The organism is Azospirillum sp. TSO35-2 (assembly GCF_003116095.1).
GTDB lineage: Bacteria > Pseudomonadota > Alphaproteobacteria > Azospirillales > Azospirillaceae > Azospirillum.
This window is the reverse complement of record NZ_LGRA01000021.1, coordinates 2,444,671-2,459,314: the sequence shown is the minus strand read 5'-3', so window position 1 is coordinate 2,459,314 and position 14,644 is coordinate 2,444,671. Positions and strand designations below refer to the sequence as shown.

General features: G+C 70.4%; 15 protein-coding genes. 9 read left to right on the top strand and 6 right to left on the bottom strand.

The genetic code is table 11. The features are described 5' to 3' along the window. Positions 1–107: 107 nt before the first annotated feature. The 3 genes from TSO352_RS27250 to TSO352_RS27240 form a co-directional block, all read right to left on the bottom strand. Complete coding sequence (locus tag TSO352_RS27250) at positions 108–749, bottom strand: DUF308 domain-containing protein (RefSeq protein WP_109110207.1); 642 nt, start codon at positions 747–749, stop codon at positions 108–110. A gap of 187 nt (positions 750–936) precedes the next feature. Further along, positions 937–1,632 carry an outer membrane lipoprotein carrier protein LolA gene (locus TSO352_RS27245; RefSeq protein ID WP_247872458.1) on the bottom strand — a complete coding sequence of 232 codons (696 nt, stop codon included), beginning with the start codon at positions 1,630–1,632 and terminating at the stop codon, positions 937–939. A gap of 191 nt (positions 1,633–1,823) precedes the next feature. Beyond that, complete coding sequence (locus TSO352_RS27240) at positions 1,824–3,098, bottom strand: UbiH/UbiF/VisC/COQ6 family ubiquinone biosynthesis hydroxylase (RefSeq protein WP_109110206.1); 1,275 nt, start codon at positions 3,096–3,098, stop codon at positions 1,824–1,826. Between the two features lie 376 nt (positions 3,099–3,474). On the opposite strand from TSO352_RS27240, the gene glnK reads away from it, so the two are divergent. Next, on the top strand, positions 3,475–3,813 hold the full coding sequence (gene glnK, locus TSO352_RS27235) for a P-II family nitrogen regulator (protein ID WP_012977707.1): 339 nt from the start codon (positions 3,475–3,477) through the stop codon (positions 3,811–3,813). Between the two features lie 299 nt (positions 3,814–4,112). Here glnK and TSO352_RS27230 read toward each other — a convergent pair whose 3' ends face one another. Further along, positions 4,113–4,712, bottom strand: coding sequence for a DUF2239 family protein (locus TSO352_RS27230; protein WP_109110205.1), 600 nt, complete (start codon positions 4,710–4,712; stop codon positions 4,113–4,115). On the opposite strand from TSO352_RS27230, the gene TSO352_RS33010 reads away from it, so the two are divergent. From TSO352_RS33010 to TSO352_RS27210, 5 genes are all read left to right on the top strand, one after another. Further along, a complete protein-coding gene (locus tag TSO352_RS33010) occupies positions 4,702–5,019 on the top strand; it encodes a hypothetical protein (protein WP_146210801.1) in 318 nt (105 codons plus the stop codon). The genes TSO352_RS27230 and TSO352_RS33010 overlap by 11 nt on opposite strands. Before the next feature lie 124 nt (positions 5,020–5,143). Beyond that, on the top strand, positions 5,144–6,409 hold the full coding sequence (locus TSO352_RS27225; protein WP_109110204.1) for an aminotransferase class I/II-fold pyridoxal phosphate-dependent enzyme: 1,266 nt from the start codon (positions 5,144–5,146) through the stop codon (positions 6,407–6,409). Between the two features lie 51 nt (positions 6,410–6,460). After that, positions 6,461–9,079 carry a DNA translocase FtsK gene (locus TSO352_RS27220; RefSeq protein WP_109110203.1) on the top strand — a complete coding sequence of 873 codons (2,619 nt, stop codon included), beginning with the start codon at positions 6,461–6,463 and terminating at the stop codon, positions 9,077–9,079. A gap of 90 nt (positions 9,080–9,169) precedes the next feature. Then, positions 9,170–9,673, top strand: a complete 504-nt coding sequence (locus tag TSO352_RS27215) for a DinB family protein (RefSeq protein WP_109110202.1) — start codon at positions 9,170–9,172, stop codon at positions 9,671–9,673. After that, positions 9,670–10,284 carry a pyridoxamine 5'-phosphate oxidase family protein gene (locus TSO352_RS27210; protein ID WP_109110201.1) on the top strand — a complete coding sequence of 205 codons (615 nt, stop codon included), beginning with the start codon at positions 9,670–9,672 and terminating at the stop codon, positions 10,282–10,284. Before TSO352_RS27215 ends, TSO352_RS27210 begins: the two co-directional genes overlap by 4 nt. A gap of 19 nt (positions 10,285–10,303) precedes the next feature. Here the strand turns inward: TSO352_RS27210 and TSO352_RS27205 are convergent, their stop codons facing one another. Continuing rightward, positions 10,304–12,382: a sensor histidine kinase gene (locus TSO352_RS27205; protein ID WP_109110200.1), complete on the bottom strand. Its 2,079-nt coding sequence runs from the start codon at positions 12,380–12,382 to the stop codon at positions 10,304–10,306. A gap of 80 nt (positions 12,383–12,462) precedes the next feature. Next, complete coding sequence (locus tag TSO352_RS27200) at positions 12,463–13,206, bottom strand: MgtC/SapB family protein (RefSeq protein WP_109110199.1); 744 nt, start codon at positions 13,204–13,206, stop codon at positions 12,463–12,465. A 248-nt stretch (positions 13,207–13,454) separates the two neighbouring features. On the opposite strand from TSO352_RS27200, the gene TSO352_RS27195 reads away from it, so the two are divergent. The 3 genes from TSO352_RS27195 to TSO352_RS27185 all read left to right on the top strand — a co-directional run. Beyond that, positions 13,455–13,673: a periplasmic nitrate reductase, NapE protein gene (locus tag TSO352_RS27195; RefSeq protein WP_109110198.1), complete on the top strand. Its 219-nt coding sequence runs from the start codon at positions 13,455–13,457 to the stop codon at positions 13,671–13,673. 10 nt (positions 13,674–13,683) lie between these two features. Next, positions 13,684–13,950, top strand: a complete 267-nt coding sequence (locus TSO352_RS27190; RefSeq protein ID WP_109110197.1) for a chaperone NapD — start codon at positions 13,684–13,686, stop codon at positions 13,948–13,950. 73 nt (positions 13,951–14,023) lie between these two features. Further along, a partial coding sequence (locus TSO352_RS27185; RefSeq protein ID WP_146210816.1) for a molybdopterin-dependent oxidoreductase occupies positions 14,024–14,644 on the top strand: 621 nt, incomplete at its 3' end.

Genomic DNA, 14,644 nt, shown 5'->3' with positions numbered 1-14,644 from the left:
TGCCGCAACGCAGCAAACATCGTGCCGGACTTGAGACTGCCAGAGACTGTTCGTGTAGGAAATTGTACGATAGGGCTATGAAAGGCGGCGCCGTCCGATTCCCGTGCTTACACCGCCGCCCTCATGCCGCCGCCGTTGCCGAGATTGTCGTGATGGCAGCGCCGCAGGCGCAACGCGGTGACCAGCGCCAGCAGCCCGAAGGCGATCAGGTAGGCCGCCACGCCCCAGGCGAGCGCCAGCAGGCCGAGCGCCGGCAGCACCCACATGCTGAAGCCGAACAGGATCGACAGCACGCCGGCGATGCCCCAGGCCCATTTGCCGTGGGTGCGGTCCATCCGCCACGCGCCCATCACCTCGGCGAAGCCGGTGACGACCGACCAGGCGGCGATCAGGAACACCAGGGCGAACAGGCTGGCCGCCGGCCAGACGGCGGCGACCGCGCCGGCGATCAGGCTGACGACGCCCTCCAGGATGAAGGGCAGCGCGCGTTCGTGGTGGCGGGAGGCGCGGATGCCGGCCAGCAGGGCGAAGACGCCGTCGAGCAGCAGATAGGCGGCGAAGGTCAGCGCCAGCGTCGCCACCGTCACGCCGGGCAGCAGCAGCGCCAGCACGCCCAGCAGGATGGCCGCCGCCCCGCGCAGCGCGAGCGCCCACCAGTTGCGGGCCAGCAGCGTGTTCATGCTGCGGATGCGGGTTCCGGCGTCGCGGGGCGTGGTGGCCGCCGGTCCGCCCGCGGGATTGTAGGACATCGAACGCCTCCGCCTTGCCCGTCATACGGAATGACAACGGGCGGCAAAAGGATTTGTTGCCGTCCTGCGCGGTCAGGAAAATCCTGACCGCTGCGTTCGTGCGCCACGCAGGCTTCGGCCCTACCGGGCCGCGCCCGCCGTCGCGGCCGGATACCGGGTCAGGCGTCAAGACAGCCTGAACCCGGTATCAGTTGTTGCGGCCGAAGTCCGACCCGCGCGGCGGTTCCTTGAAATAGAACATGTCGTGGTCGAAGGTCACGTCGGTGCGCGGGTTGAGCAGCGCCACCTCGGTGGTCAGCCCCTGGGCGTCCAGCACGCGCCATTTGCGCAGCTGGAAGGGGTGGTCTTCGAACACCAGGGTCAGGGTGCCCTTGCCGGGATCCTTGGTCTCCACCAGGCTGACCTCGACCACGCCGGGGGCACGGAACACCTCGGTCACCGTGACGTCGCCGGCCAGCCGGATGGTCTTGCGCAGGATGAAGTCGGCGAGCGTCGAGCCGATCGGCGCGCTCGACTGCTGGCGCATCTCGCCGTCCCAATAGAAGACGAAGGTGCCGTCGGCGACAATGAAGTCCTTCAGCGGCTTGTCGTATTCCAGCCGCATCCGGCCGGGCCGGAACAGATAGAAGGTCCCGGTCGCCTGCCGCCCGTTCGGCGCCACCTGCACGAACTTCGATTGCAGGGTGCTGATGCCGTTCAGATACTCCTCGACCTGGGCGACGGTGGCGCGGTCCTGCGCCGACAGCGCGGCGGGCGCCGCCACCGGGGTCGCGGCCCGGGCGGTGGAGACGGCGGCCGGCAGGGGCGCCAGCAGCGCGGCGGACAGCAGGGCGGCGGCGAGGCGGCGAGACATGGTGCGGCGGGACACGGGGCGGCGAAGCACGATGGTCATCCTTGGACGTTCGGACGCAGGCGGCCAGAGCAGGTGTTGAGCGGCGGGTGTTTAGCCCGGCTTCCTTGCCCGGGCAATGAGGCGGACATAAGGCGTCCGCCCCGCCCTGCCAAGGCGCGCCGGGCCCTGCTCCACCGAAGAGACGGCCTGTTCCGGATGGCTTCGGTCAGAGCGGTCCCGGGTCAGAGCGGCACGCCGCGGATCATCCGCGGCAGGTCGCCGACGACGCCCATCGCGTGCTTCATGAAGAAGCGCTTGACCGGCGGCAGCCGGTTGACCACCGCCATGCCGAGGTCGCGCGCCAGCCGGATCGGCGGGATGCTGTTGGAGAACAGGTGGACCAGCCCGTCGCACACCGCCGCCAGCAGCACGGTGTCGAAGCGGCGCCAGCGTTGGAAGCGGGCCAGCACCTCCGGCCCGCCGACGTCCAGCCCCAGCCGGTAGGCGTCGACCACCACCTCCGCCAGGGCGGCGATGTCGCGCATGCCGAGGTTGAGCCCCTGCCCGGCGATCGGGTGGATGGCGTGGGCGGCCTCGCCGATCAGCGCCAGCCGGTCGGCGATGAAGCGTTCGGCCAGCAGCACCGACAGCGGCCACGCCTCGCGCCGGGTCAGCAGCGTGATGTCGCCCAGATAGCCGCCGGACCGCCGGGTCAGCTCCTCGACGAACTGGTCGTCGGGCAGCTTCAGATAGGTGTCGACCAGCGTCGTCTTCTCGCTCCACACGATGGAGCAGCGGTTGTCGGTCATCGGCAGGACGGCGAAGGGGCCGTTGGGCAGGAAATGCTCCACCGCGATGCCCTTGTTCGGCTCGGTATGGCGGATGGTGCAGATGATGGCGCTCTGGTCGTAGGACCAGCGCCGCACCTTGATCCCGGCGCTGTCGCGGGCCAGCGACCGCCGGCCGTCGGCGCCGACCAGCAGCTTGCCGCGCACCGTGCGCCCGTCGGCCAGCCGCACCGTCACGCCGCTGCGGCTGCGCTCCACCGCCGTCGCCTTGGCCGGGGCCAGATGGCGCAGCCCCGGCAGTTCCGCCGCGCGGGTGAACAGGGCGTTGCGGATGTCCTTGTTGTCGAGGATCCAGCCGAAGGGCTGGTGGGTGCCGCCCATCGCCAGTTCGGTGTGGTCGTAATGGACGAACAGCGGCGAGAACTGGTCGGCGATGCGGATGTCCAGCATCGGGCCGGCGTGGTCGGCCATGTAGCGCCAGACGCCCGCCCCCTCCAGCACCTTCATCGAGGCGTAGGAGATCGCGGTGGTGCGGATGTCGAAGCCCTGGCCGCCCATGCGCTCCGGGCTGTCCTGGTCGATGCAGACGACGGGCACGCCGGCGCTCGCCAACGCCGCCGCCATGGTCAGCCCGGCGAGGCCGCCGCCCAGCACCACCACCTCGGTCGTGATGTCCCCCTCTTGCGGGGTGGGAGACGCGGTGCCCGATTCGGTGCCCAGTGCGGCCATGATCCTTGCTGTCCTCTCGCCTGTCCGGTGCGGTACGCTGCCTTGCGCCGTCCGGCGATGAGCCGGAGCCGCGCTGCTGCGCGCTTGAGACAATTGTCTTCCCGGCCCGTCCTGTCCAGTGCCGTGTCCGACGCCGGGGCGGCTGAGCAATTAATAGGCATGTGCCGTCCGTTTGGGCGCCCAATCAACAGGCACATTCCCATTGTTGCGGGCAAATTCAACCGGCACGATTCTTGTAATCGTTGATTTTTGCGGTCGACGCGAACAGGCTTGGCCCATCGGCGGGGAGGACGGGACGGCGATCACGCCGGACTGGAACCGCGACGGGACGGCGCAGCCTTTCCAAGGCCGGAACAACGCTCTAAGGGGAAGCCACATGAAACTGGTTATGGCCATCATCAAGCCGTTCAAGCTCGACGAAGTGCGCGAGGCGCTGACGTCGCTCGGGATTCAGGGCTTGACCGTCAGCGAGGTCAAGGGCTTCGGCCGGCAGAAGGGCCAGACGGAAATCTACCGCGGCGCCGAATATTCCGTGAGCTTCCTGCCCAAGGTGAAGGTCGAGGTCGCGGTGTCCGACGACCAGTACGAACAGGTGGTCGAGGCGATCCAGAAGGCCGCCAACACCGGCCGCATCGGCGACGGCAAGATCTTCGTCCTGGAGATCGCCCAGGCCGTCCGCATCCGCACCGGCGAAACCAACGCCGAAGCCCTGTAAGAGAGCGTTCCGGGGCGGCGCCCCGACGGTCGGAAAACCGTCCCTTGAGGTGCGCACCGCCGCCGTCTCAAGGGATCTCCGCTCGACCGGTGCCGACCTTTCCCGTCACCTCGGCCGTCACCGCGAAGGCGCGCCACGCATCTTGCCGAGCAGGGCAAGATCCCCTCTCCCCCCGCTTTCGCGCAAACGTCGTTTGCGCGAAAGCGGGGGGAGAGGGTGATTCGGCCAAATTACGAGTTGTGTGCATGCCGTAGCGTTTTCACAGGCATGATCAGCATCCACGGATGCAGGCCAGTCTTTCACCCCGCGCTTGCCAAATCGCCGAAGGCATCGGCGGCCAGGGCGCGGGCGTAGTCGCGCGGATCGGCCGGCCAGTCCGCCGTCAGCGTGTCGAATCGCGCGCGGTCGGCGGCGTAGAGGGCGCGCACCGCCTCCTCGTAGCCGGGGCGGTCGCCGGCCAGGGCCGACATCACGCGATAGGCCGCCTCCTGCGCCTGGCGCACCCGGTCCTTCGCCTCGCTTCCCTTGCGGGCCTCGTCCACCAGCTTGCGCAGCGCGACCGACGCCCCGCCGGGCTGGGCGTTCAGCCACTCCCAATGGCGCGGCAACAGCGTGATCTCGCGCGCGACCACCCCCAGCTTCGGCCGTCCAGGGCCGCGCGGCGGCGGCGCCAGCCGGGCGGCGATCTCCGCCGCCGAGCCCTGAAGGTCGAGATCGACGGCGCGGCCGCTGCGATCGTCGAACACCAGCACCGGCCGGCCGTCCTCATGCCCATCCTCATTCAACGGCGGGGTGGCGAGCGCAGCCTTCAGCGCGAGCGCGACGGTGACGGCGTCGCCGGCGGCAAGGCGGCGGTCGCCGCGGAAGGCGGTGCAGGGGGTATCGGCGGTGACGGACATCGAAAGCGGCTCCGGAGTCGGGATGGCCTCTTTTATCCGGATGAAACGCCGCCGTCAATATCATCCGGGTGAAATGGGCGCCGATCGTCTCGGGGCCCCCGGGATTTCAACCGCCGATTTGTCCGGGGCAGCCGGCAATGATAAAACTGTGCGCGCCGACAGCGCCTGTGGAGGCCTCGCCATGCTCGCCGTTTGCCCGTATCGCCTTGCGTCGTTTTCCACGGATGCAACAGTGGAACATCCTCCCCGAACTGTTCCACCGTGTTTCAAACCTTCCATGGCCATGGCCGCCGGTGCTGCGCTGTGACCGTTCCGCCACCGGTCCGCGGCCTCGGTTCTGCGCGCTTGTGCCCCCTGTCCGGCGCCGATAGGATCGTTCACCCTGCCAGGGGGAAAGTGGCCAAGTCCGCGCGAGGAAGGTGTCGGTCGTCATGGTTTCTGCCGATTTCAGCGTTCACACCGGGGCCGTCTTCACCGAGGCGATCGGCAACGACCGGCTCGACCGGCTGAGCGACTATCCCTTCACCCGCCTCGCCAACCTGCTGGCGCCGATCACCCCGCGCGCCAACGTGTCGCCCATCGTGCTGACCGTGGGCGAGCCGCAGCACACGCCGCCCGCCATCATCGACGAGACGCTGCGCGCCAACACCGCCGGCTGGGGCAAGTACCCGCCGGTCGGCGGCACGCCGGAATTCCGCGCCGCGGCCGGCGACTGGCTGACCCGCCGCTACGCCCTGCCCGCCGGGCTGTTCCACGCCGACAGCTCGGTCCTGCCGCTGTCCGGCACGCGGGAGGCGCTGTTCATGCTGGCGCTGCTGGCGGTGCCGTCGCAGAAGGCCGGGCGACAGCCGGCGGTGCTGATGCCCAACCCGTTCTACGCCCCCTACGAGGGCGCCGCGGTGATGGCCGGGGCGGAGCCGGTGTTCCTGTCCGGCACGCGGGAAACCGGCTTCCTGCCCGACCTCGACGCGCTGACGCCGGAGCTGCTGGAGCGCACCGCGCTGTTCTATCTCTGCACGCCGGCCAACCCGCAGGGCGTCGCCGCGTCGGCCGCCTATCTGGCCAAGGCGATCGGGCTGGCGCGCCAGTACGGCTTCGTGCTGGCGATCGACGAGTGCTACGCCGAGATCTGGCTGGACCGGCCGCCGGTCGGCGCGCTCCAGGTCGCCGCCGGCCTGCACCATGACGGCAAGCAGAACGGCGATCCTTGGGCCAACCTGATGATCTTCCACTCCCTGTCCAAGCGGTCGAGCGCCGCCGGCCTGCGCTCCGGCTTCGTCGCCGGCGACCCGGCGCTGATCGGGCGCTTCTCCCGCCTGCGCAGCTACGGCTGCGCCGGCATGCCGCTGCCGATCCTGGCCGCCAGCACCGCCCTGTGGCGCGACGAGGCCCATGTCGAGGAGAACCGCACCGCCTACCGCGCCAAGTTCGCCGCGGCGGAGGCCGAGCTGGGTGGCCGCTACGGCTATTACCGGCCGGACGGTGGCTTCTTCCTGTGGCTGGAGGTCGGCGACGGCGAGGAGGCCACCCGGCGCCTGTGGGCGGAGGGGGCGGTGCGCGTTCTGCCCGGCGCCTATCTGGCGCGCAGCAACCCGGGCGAGCCGAACCCCGGCGCCGCCTTCATCCGCGTGGCGCTGGTCCAGGACACCGACACCGTCGCCCAGGCCTGCGCATCGATCGTCCGCATTCTCGGCTGACCGTTCACCGGCCGGCCCGTTCCAGTTTTCTCAGCACGAGGTTTCCGCCCCATGGCCCGACCCGCCGGCCCCTCCTCCGCGCGCCCCCGGCCCACCCTGGGGCGGTCCGCCTCCAGCCCGCGCAAGGGCGCACCACGCGATCTCGGCAGCAGCGGGGGCAAGGACCGGCCGCGGTCCGGCCCCGGCCGGTCGGAAAAGCCGCCCTTCTTCTCCCCGGCGATGCGCGCCTTCGTCGTCGCCCGCGCGCGGGAGGCGATGGGCTTCGTGCTCGGGCTGTTCGGCCTGCTGCTGATGATCCTGCTGGGCAGCTACGACCCCGGCGACCCGTCGCTGAATTCGGTCCCGGCGGCGGCCGGCGGCACCCACAATCTGTTCGGCGCCGCCGGCGCCTTTCTCGCCGACCTGCTGATCCAGTCGCTGGGCTGGGCATCCTTCGTCATCGCGCTGGTGCCGATGTTCTGGGGCTGGCGGCTCGGCGCCCAGCGCAGCCTGGGCAACCCGCTGTTCCGCACCGTGCTGGCGCTGTGGGGCGTGATGCTGGTCGCCATGGCGCTGGCCGGCCTGACCGGCCCGTCGACCGACCCGCTGGCCGCCCTGCCCGGTGGCAGCGTCGGCGCCGTCCTGCTGCGCGGCGTCGGCAATTTGTTCGGGGCCGAGCCGATGGTGGCGACCGTCGCGGCCTTCGCCGGCGGCTTCGTGCTGTTCCTCGCCGCCGGACTGTCGATCTCCGAATGGATCAGCAGCTTCCGCTCGCTGGGGCGCGGCACGGTGTCCACCGTGCGCCTGATCCGGCGCGGCGCCGGGGCCGGCGTCGACCTGCTGCGCCACCATGGCCGCAACGCCGCCCAGGCCGCGGTGCAGACCGCCTCCATCGCCGTCGACGACGCCCTGCGCGGCGACGGCAGCGGCGCCCCCACCCTGACCGCGGGTCCGCGCGGCGAGCGGCGGCGGGCGCCCAACTTCGACGACGCCGTGCGCGACGAGCCGATCCCCCACCCCGCCGGGCTCGACGCCGGCCCGATCGGCGCGGCCGACAAGCCGGTGCGTCCGGTCTCGGTGGTGGCGCCGCCCAAGCCCCAGCCGAATCGCGACGCCGTCCCGCTCGGCCCGCGCCAGGCCGTGCTGCAATTGGGGGACGAGGACGGCCCGCCGGGCTACGAGTTGCCGCCGCTCGACCTGCTGCAGACGCCGCCGACGGGCATCCGCGGCGAACAGCTCGACGAGGCGGCGCTCCAGCGCAACGCCAGCCAGTTGGAAGGGGTGCTGGGTGATTTCGGCGTGCGCGGCGAGATCCAGAAGGTCCATCCCGGCCCGGTCGTCACCCTGTACGAGCTGGAACCGGCGCCCGGCACCAAGTCCTCGCGCGTCATCGGCCTTGCCGACGACATCGCCCGCTCGATGAGCGCGGTGTCGGTGCGCGTCGCCGTGGTGCCCGGCCGCAACGTCATCGGCATCGAGCTGCCGAACGCCAAGCGCGAAACCGTGCTGCTGCGCGAGTTGATGGCGTCGGACGGCTTCGACAAGCATGGCGGCAAGCTGGCGCTGGCGCTGGGCAAGGACATCGGCGGCCAGCCGGTGGTCGCCGACCTCGCCCGCTTCCCCCATCTGCTGGTCGCCGGCACCACCGGTTCGGGCAAGTCGGTGGCGATCAACACGATGATCCTGTCGCTGCTCTACCGGCTGCCGCCGGAGCGCTGCCGCTTCATCATGGTCGATCCCAAGATGCTGGAGCTGTCGGTCTATGACGGCATCCCGCACCTGCTGACCCCCGTCGTCACCGACCCCAAGAAGGCGGTGGTCGCCCTGCGCTGGGCCGTGCGCGAGATGGAAAGCCGTTACGAGGCGATGTCCAAGCTCGGCGTGCGCAACATCGAGGGCTACAACGCCCGCATGGCCGAGATGATCGCCGCCGGCGAGAAGATGCCGCGCCGCGCCACCCCGCCCGGCGAGCCGGAGAACGTCTTCGACCTGACGCCGCAGGACCCGACGCCGCTGCCCTACATCGTGGTGATCGTCGACGAGATGGCCGACCTGATGCTGGTCGCCGGCAAGGAGATCGAGGCGGCGATCCAGCGTCTGGCCCAGATGGCGCGCGCCGCCGGCATCCACCTGATCATGGCGACGCAGCGCCCGTCGGTCGACGTCATCACCGGCACGATCAAGGCCAACTTCCCGACCCGCATCAGCTTCCAGGTCACCAGCAAGATCGACAGCCGCACCATCCTCGGCGAAGCCGGGGCGGAGCAGCTGCTGGGCCAGGGCGACATGCTGTACATGCAGGGCGGCGGCCGCATCACCCGCGTCCACGGCCCCTTCGTCTCCGATTCGGAGGTCGAGGAGATCGTCCAGTACGTCAAGGCCCAGGGCGCGCCCAACTACGTCACCGCCATCACCGAGGAGGAGGAGGAAGCCGCCGCGGTGGAGGACGAGGAGGGCGGTTCGGGTGCGACCGGCGACGACCTCTACATGCAGGCCGTCAACCTGGTGGTGCGCGAGGGCAAGGTGTCGGTCAGCTTCATCCAGCGCCAGCTCCAGATCGGCTACAACCGCGCCGCCCGCCTGGTCGAGCGGATGGAAACCGAACGGGTCGTCGGCCCGGCCAACCACCAGGGCAAGCGCGAGGTCCTGCTGTCCCACGCCGGCCTGTCCGCCAAGCGCGCGGGGGTATAGCGCTCCACCGCCACAGGCTTCCCCCCTCTCCCCCCCTGGGGAGAGGGGGGAAGCCCGCCGGGAGAGGGCAAGCAACGATGAGGCCACCTCATGGATCCCAAGCCGCATTTCCTGACGCTTGCCCGCTACAACCGCTGGGCCAACGGCCGGCTCTATGAGGTCGCGGCGCAGCTCTCCGACGCGCAGTTCCGCGAGGATCGCGGCGCCTTCTTCGGCTCGGTCCGCGGCACGCTGAACCACATCCTGGTCGCCGACCGGGTGTGGCTGGAGCGGATCGAGGGCACCGGGCCGAGGCCGTCGGCGCTGGACGAGATCCTGTGCGACGGCTTCGCCGATCTGCGCGCCGCCCGCGCGGCGGAGGATGAGCGCATCCTGCGCGCCGTCACCGAGACCCCGGCGGAGCGGTTCGAGTCGGTCCTCGCCTACCGCAGCATGGCCGGCACGGCGTACGAGCTGCCCTTCGCCCAGGTCCTGACCCACGTCTTCAACCACCAGACCCACCACCGCGGTCAGGCCCACACGCTGCTCGGCCAGTTCGGGCTGGCCACCCCGGTGATCGACTTCGTCTATTTCCTGCTGGAGGAGCGCGCATGAGCCGCCCGGTCACCGACCTCGCCACGCTGGAGGCGCTCTATGGCCAACCGGTCGCGCCGTCGATCGCCAAGGAGGTGCCGCGGCTGACCCCCGGCTATCGCGCGCTGATCGAGGCGTCGCCCTTCTTCGTCCTCGCCACCGGCGGACCGGGCGGGCTGGACGCCTCGCCGCGCGGCGACGGGCCGGGCTTCGTCACGGTGGCGGACGACCGCACCCTGCTGATCCCCGACCGCCGCGGCAACAACCGCATCGACAGCCTGCGCAACATCCTGGCCGATCCGCGCGTCGGGCTGCTGTTCCTGGTGCCGGGGCTGAACGAGACGCTGCGCGTCAACGGCCGGGCCGTCATCGATACCGACCAGGATCTGTGCGGGCGCTTCGCCGTTGACGGCAAGCCGCCGAAGTCGGTGCTGGTGGTGACCATCGAGACGGTGTTCTTCCAGTGCGCCCGCGCCCTGCTGCGCGCCCGCCTGTGGGACCCGGCGGCGCAGGTGCCGCGCGACCGGCTGCCGTCGGTGGGCACCCTGCTGGCCGAGGCCAGCGAGGGGCGCGAGGGCGGCGACGACTACGACCGCTCGCTGGCGGAACGGGTGCGCAAGACGCTCTACTGACCGGACGTCCGGTCCGGGCCTACTGCGCCGCGGCGGTGTCGGGCAGCCGGATGGTGAAGACCGATCCCTCGTCCCTGACGCTCTCCACCGTCAGCGTCCCGCCATGGGCGGTGACGATCTTCTGCGTCATGTAGAGCCCCAGGCCCGACCCCTTGGTCCCGCGCGAGGAGGAGGCGCGGAAATAGATCGAGCCGATGCGCTCGACCTCGTCCCCGCTCATGCCGCGGCCCTGGTCGGCGACGCGGATGACCACGCCGCCGCCATCGTCCTCGGCGATCACCCGCACCGGCGACTCGGGCGGAGAGTAGCGGAGCGCGTTCTGCACGAGATTGCCGACCGCCACCCCCAAAAACGGCGCATCGACGCACAGCGGCCGGTCGGGCGCCGCCACCGCGATGACGACCCGGGCTTCCGCCTCCGTCCCGGCGATCCCGCCCAGCGCCTCCTCCATCAGCAGGCCCAGCGTCACCGGCTCCGGCTTCAGCGCCAGCGCGCCCTGGTCGAGCGCGTCGGCGGACAGGAACAGCTCCACCAGCTCGACCATCTTGCGGGTGGTGGTGCGGATGCGCTGCAGGCGGGTCAGCGCCGACGGCTCCCGGACGGTGCCCGACAGCTCGATCATCTGGGCGGCGCTGTCGATGGAGGCGAGCGGCGTGCGGAACTCGTGCGACAGCATGGCGACGAAGGTGCGCTGGTCCTCCGCCCGCTTGGTGGCGAAGGCGGATTCCTGGCGGGCGCGCAGCCGCTCGGCCTGCAAGCGGCCGATGCGCAGCGTCAGGCCGATGCCGAGGATCAGCACCGCCAGCATCGAGGCGATCTGGTACGGGTCGGCGATGGCGAAGTCGGCCGGCAGCGCGCCGCGCAGCGACAACTGCGTCAGCAGCAGCCCGGCCAGCGAGGCCAGCGTGCTCGCCAGATAAAAGCGCGGGCTGAGGTCGCTGCGGTCGAGCCAGACCATCCGGGCGGTCAGCACCAGCGCGATCACGATGACCGCCAGCGCCGACAGCGTCATCACCGGGTTGGTGATGGCGTAGAGCGGCGACACCGCCGTCGGGATCGCCAGCACCGCCAGCAGCGCCAACCCACGGAAACAGCGGCCCAGCCGCGGGGCGCGGGTCCGCAGATCGAGGATGTGGTCCCACATCGACAGCGCGGCGGCGAAACCAAGGAAGCCGCTGCTGCCGACCGCGAGGTTCATCACCCAGCCCGGCGCGTCCGGCAGCAGCGGCGCGGCCACCCCGTTGGCGAACAGGTAATAGGAAAACACCGTCCCGACATAGCTGGTGTAGGACAGCAGCGCCCCGTCGCGCAGCAGCAGCCCGAGCGCCAGATAGCCCAACGTCAGGATGCCCAGCACGCCGAAGAACAGGCCCTGGAACAGCAGGTCCGGCGTCTGGTGCCCGGCGTAGGCGACCGGCGACCAGACCCGCGCCGACAGGCGGATCGCGCTGATCGAATCGACGCGCAGATAAAGCGAGACCGACCGCCCTTCCGGCAGGGTCAGCGGAGTCGCGTGCAGCCGGGTGCGCATCGGCCGCTGGCTGTAGGGCACGAAATCGCCCATCCGCACCACCCGATAGCCGGCAGGCCCGTCCGGCTTGGCGGTGGTTGGAATGTAAAGGTCGAGATGGTCGATGTAGGCCTCGCCCAGTTCCAGGATCCAGTCCGCCGGGGCGCCGGGCGGGCGCAGCAGGTCGAACCGGTACCAATGGACGTCGCGGGTCTGGCCGACGCCGCGGAAATCGGCGCGCGGTTCGAATCGGCCGGCGGCGTCGGCGCGCAGGACGTCGGCGAACTCCAGGCTGCGGTCGGCATCGACCAGCCGCGCGAAGTGCCCGGCGAGCGTCGCGCCGCCTTTGGCCGGGCCGGACAGCGCCGCGTCCAGCCGCAGCGGCGTCACGGCGTCCACCCCCTGCGGCGTCGGCGCGGCCGGCGCCGGCGCCGTGCCGGCCAGCCACAGGACAGCGGCCAGCATCACCAGCAGGGCCGGACAGCGGACGCGCCGACGCGCCGGCGTCGCGGTTCCCCGTCGCCCGTCGCCGCGGCCATGGCCGGCGGATTGGCCGCCCCACCGGCCGAAGATCGCGTGCTTCGCCATCGTCCGACCTGGGTAAACCTAAACTTTTAGAAAAAGATTAAGTTGGTATGCATTCCGCGTCACCCTGCCCGGACGGCGCGTCAGATGCGTGAGGGCGAGAGCCGGAACTCCACCACCGCGTCGGCCCCGGCAAGCGCGCCGACCAGCGCCATCGGATCGGGATCGCCGGGGGACTGCAGAACCAGTTGGCATTCGAACTGGCCGCTGCCGTTGGTCAGGTGAAAGGACCAGTCGATCACCTCGAATCCATGCTGTTTGGCCGCCGCCCGCAGGGCCTCGGGCGGCGGCGCCTTGTCGCGGCTGAAGACCAGCGTCAGATGCATCACCGACTGGTGGGGCAGCAGCCGTTCCAGCGGACGCAGCAGGCTCATCACCATGATGCTCAGCAGCGCGGCGGCGATGGCGACGGCGTAGAAGCCGAGCCCGATGGTGACGCCGATCGCCGCGGTCGCCCAGATCGACGCCGCGGTCGACAGGCCGCGAATCGACAGCCCCTCGCGCATGATCACCCCGGCGCCGAGAAAGCCGATGCCGGTGACGATGCCCTGGATCACCCGGGTGGGATCGCCGGCCGCCGCCCCGGCTCCCGCGCCGCTCTGCCCGCCCAGCCCGCCGTACCACATGCCGGGATAGGCGTTGACCACCGTCAGCGCCGCCGAGGCGAGGCAGACCAGGCCGTAGGTCCGCATCCCGGCCGCCCGCCCGTGGTAGGAGCGCTCGTACCCCAGCAACAGCCCGACCGCCAGCGCGCCCAGCAGGTGCAGGAGGATCACCCCGTTGGTCATCAACTCGGCCGGCGACCAGTAGGACCGCAGCAGTTCCATGATGTCTCGATCGCCCCTTCCGATGGTCCCGCGCCCCAGCGGTCCCCGACTCTAGCGTCCTTCGATGAGGAAAGCCTCATCGGCGCGGCAGCGCCATTCCGTCACAGGGGGGATCGGCGGCGGATTTGACCTGCGTCAATTCCACATTAACCCAAAGCCCCAATACTAAGGTCCGAAGACCAATACCTAGGGACCAGTCTTTCGTATTGGTCCAAACCATGCCGCGCCGACCGAACGAGAGTGCCGCCATGAGGCCCACCACACCGTCCCCCGCATCGTCCCGCCAGCTCCTGTCCGACCGCCCGGTGTCCGAGTCCGGGTCGTCCGATTTCGGGCCGGCCCCCACCCGCCGGACCGAGGCGATGATGTTCCTGGCGCTGGCGGTGCTGGTCTGGCCGGTGATCGCCGTCGGCACGGTCAGCGCCTACGGCTTCTCGATCTGGATGTACCAGCTCCTCACGCACTGAGTTTCCCGCCATGCCCCGCGCTCCCGAAGTCCACATCTCCAGCCTCGTCATCCAGCACAGCCCCGACCGCACCGAGGCGGTGCGCGAGGCGGCCGGCGCCGTCGCCGGACTGGACTGGTGCGCGGCGGAGAACGGCAAGGCCGTGGTGACGCTGGTCACCGCCAGCGCCGCCGAGGTGGTCGATCGCATCGCCCTGCTGAACGCGGTCCCCGGCGTCCACAGCACCACCATGGTCTACCACCACTACGAACCCGCGGACGCGATCGACGCTGCCTGAGCGACCCCGAGGTCCAGGCGCGCCGCATCCGCCCTCCCGAACGAATCTCCTCCGACACTGGAGTCTCCTTGCCATGTTCCTGTCCCGCCGCGATTACCTGAAGGCGCAAGCCGCCGCTGCCGCCGCCGCGGCGGCCGGAATCTCACTGCCCGCCTCGGCCGCCAACATCCTCACCGGCGAAGGCGCCAAGCTGACCTGGTCGAAGGCGCCCTGCCGGTTCTGCGGCACCGGCTGCGGCGTGATGGTCGGCGTCAAGGACGGCCGCGTCGTCGCCACCCACGGCGACGTGAAGGCCGAGGTGAACCGCGGCCTGAACTGCGTGAAGGGCTATTTCCTGTCCAAGATCATGTACGGCGAGGACCGGCTGAACCAGCCGCTGCTGCGCATGAAGGACGGCAAGTTCGACAAGGACGGCGAGTTCACGCCCATCACCTGGGACGCCGCCTTCGACATCATGGCGCAGAAGTGGAAGGAGACCCTGAAGAAGAAGGGTCCGACCGCCGTCGGCATGTTCGGCTCCGGCCAGTGGACCATCTACGAAGGCTATGCCGCCTCCAAGCTGATGAAGGCCGGCCTGCGCTCCAACAACCTCGACCCGAACGCCCGCCACTGCATGGCGTCGGCGGTGGCCGGCTTCATGCGCACCTTCGGCATGGACGAGCCGATGGGCTGCTACGACGACATGGAGCAGACG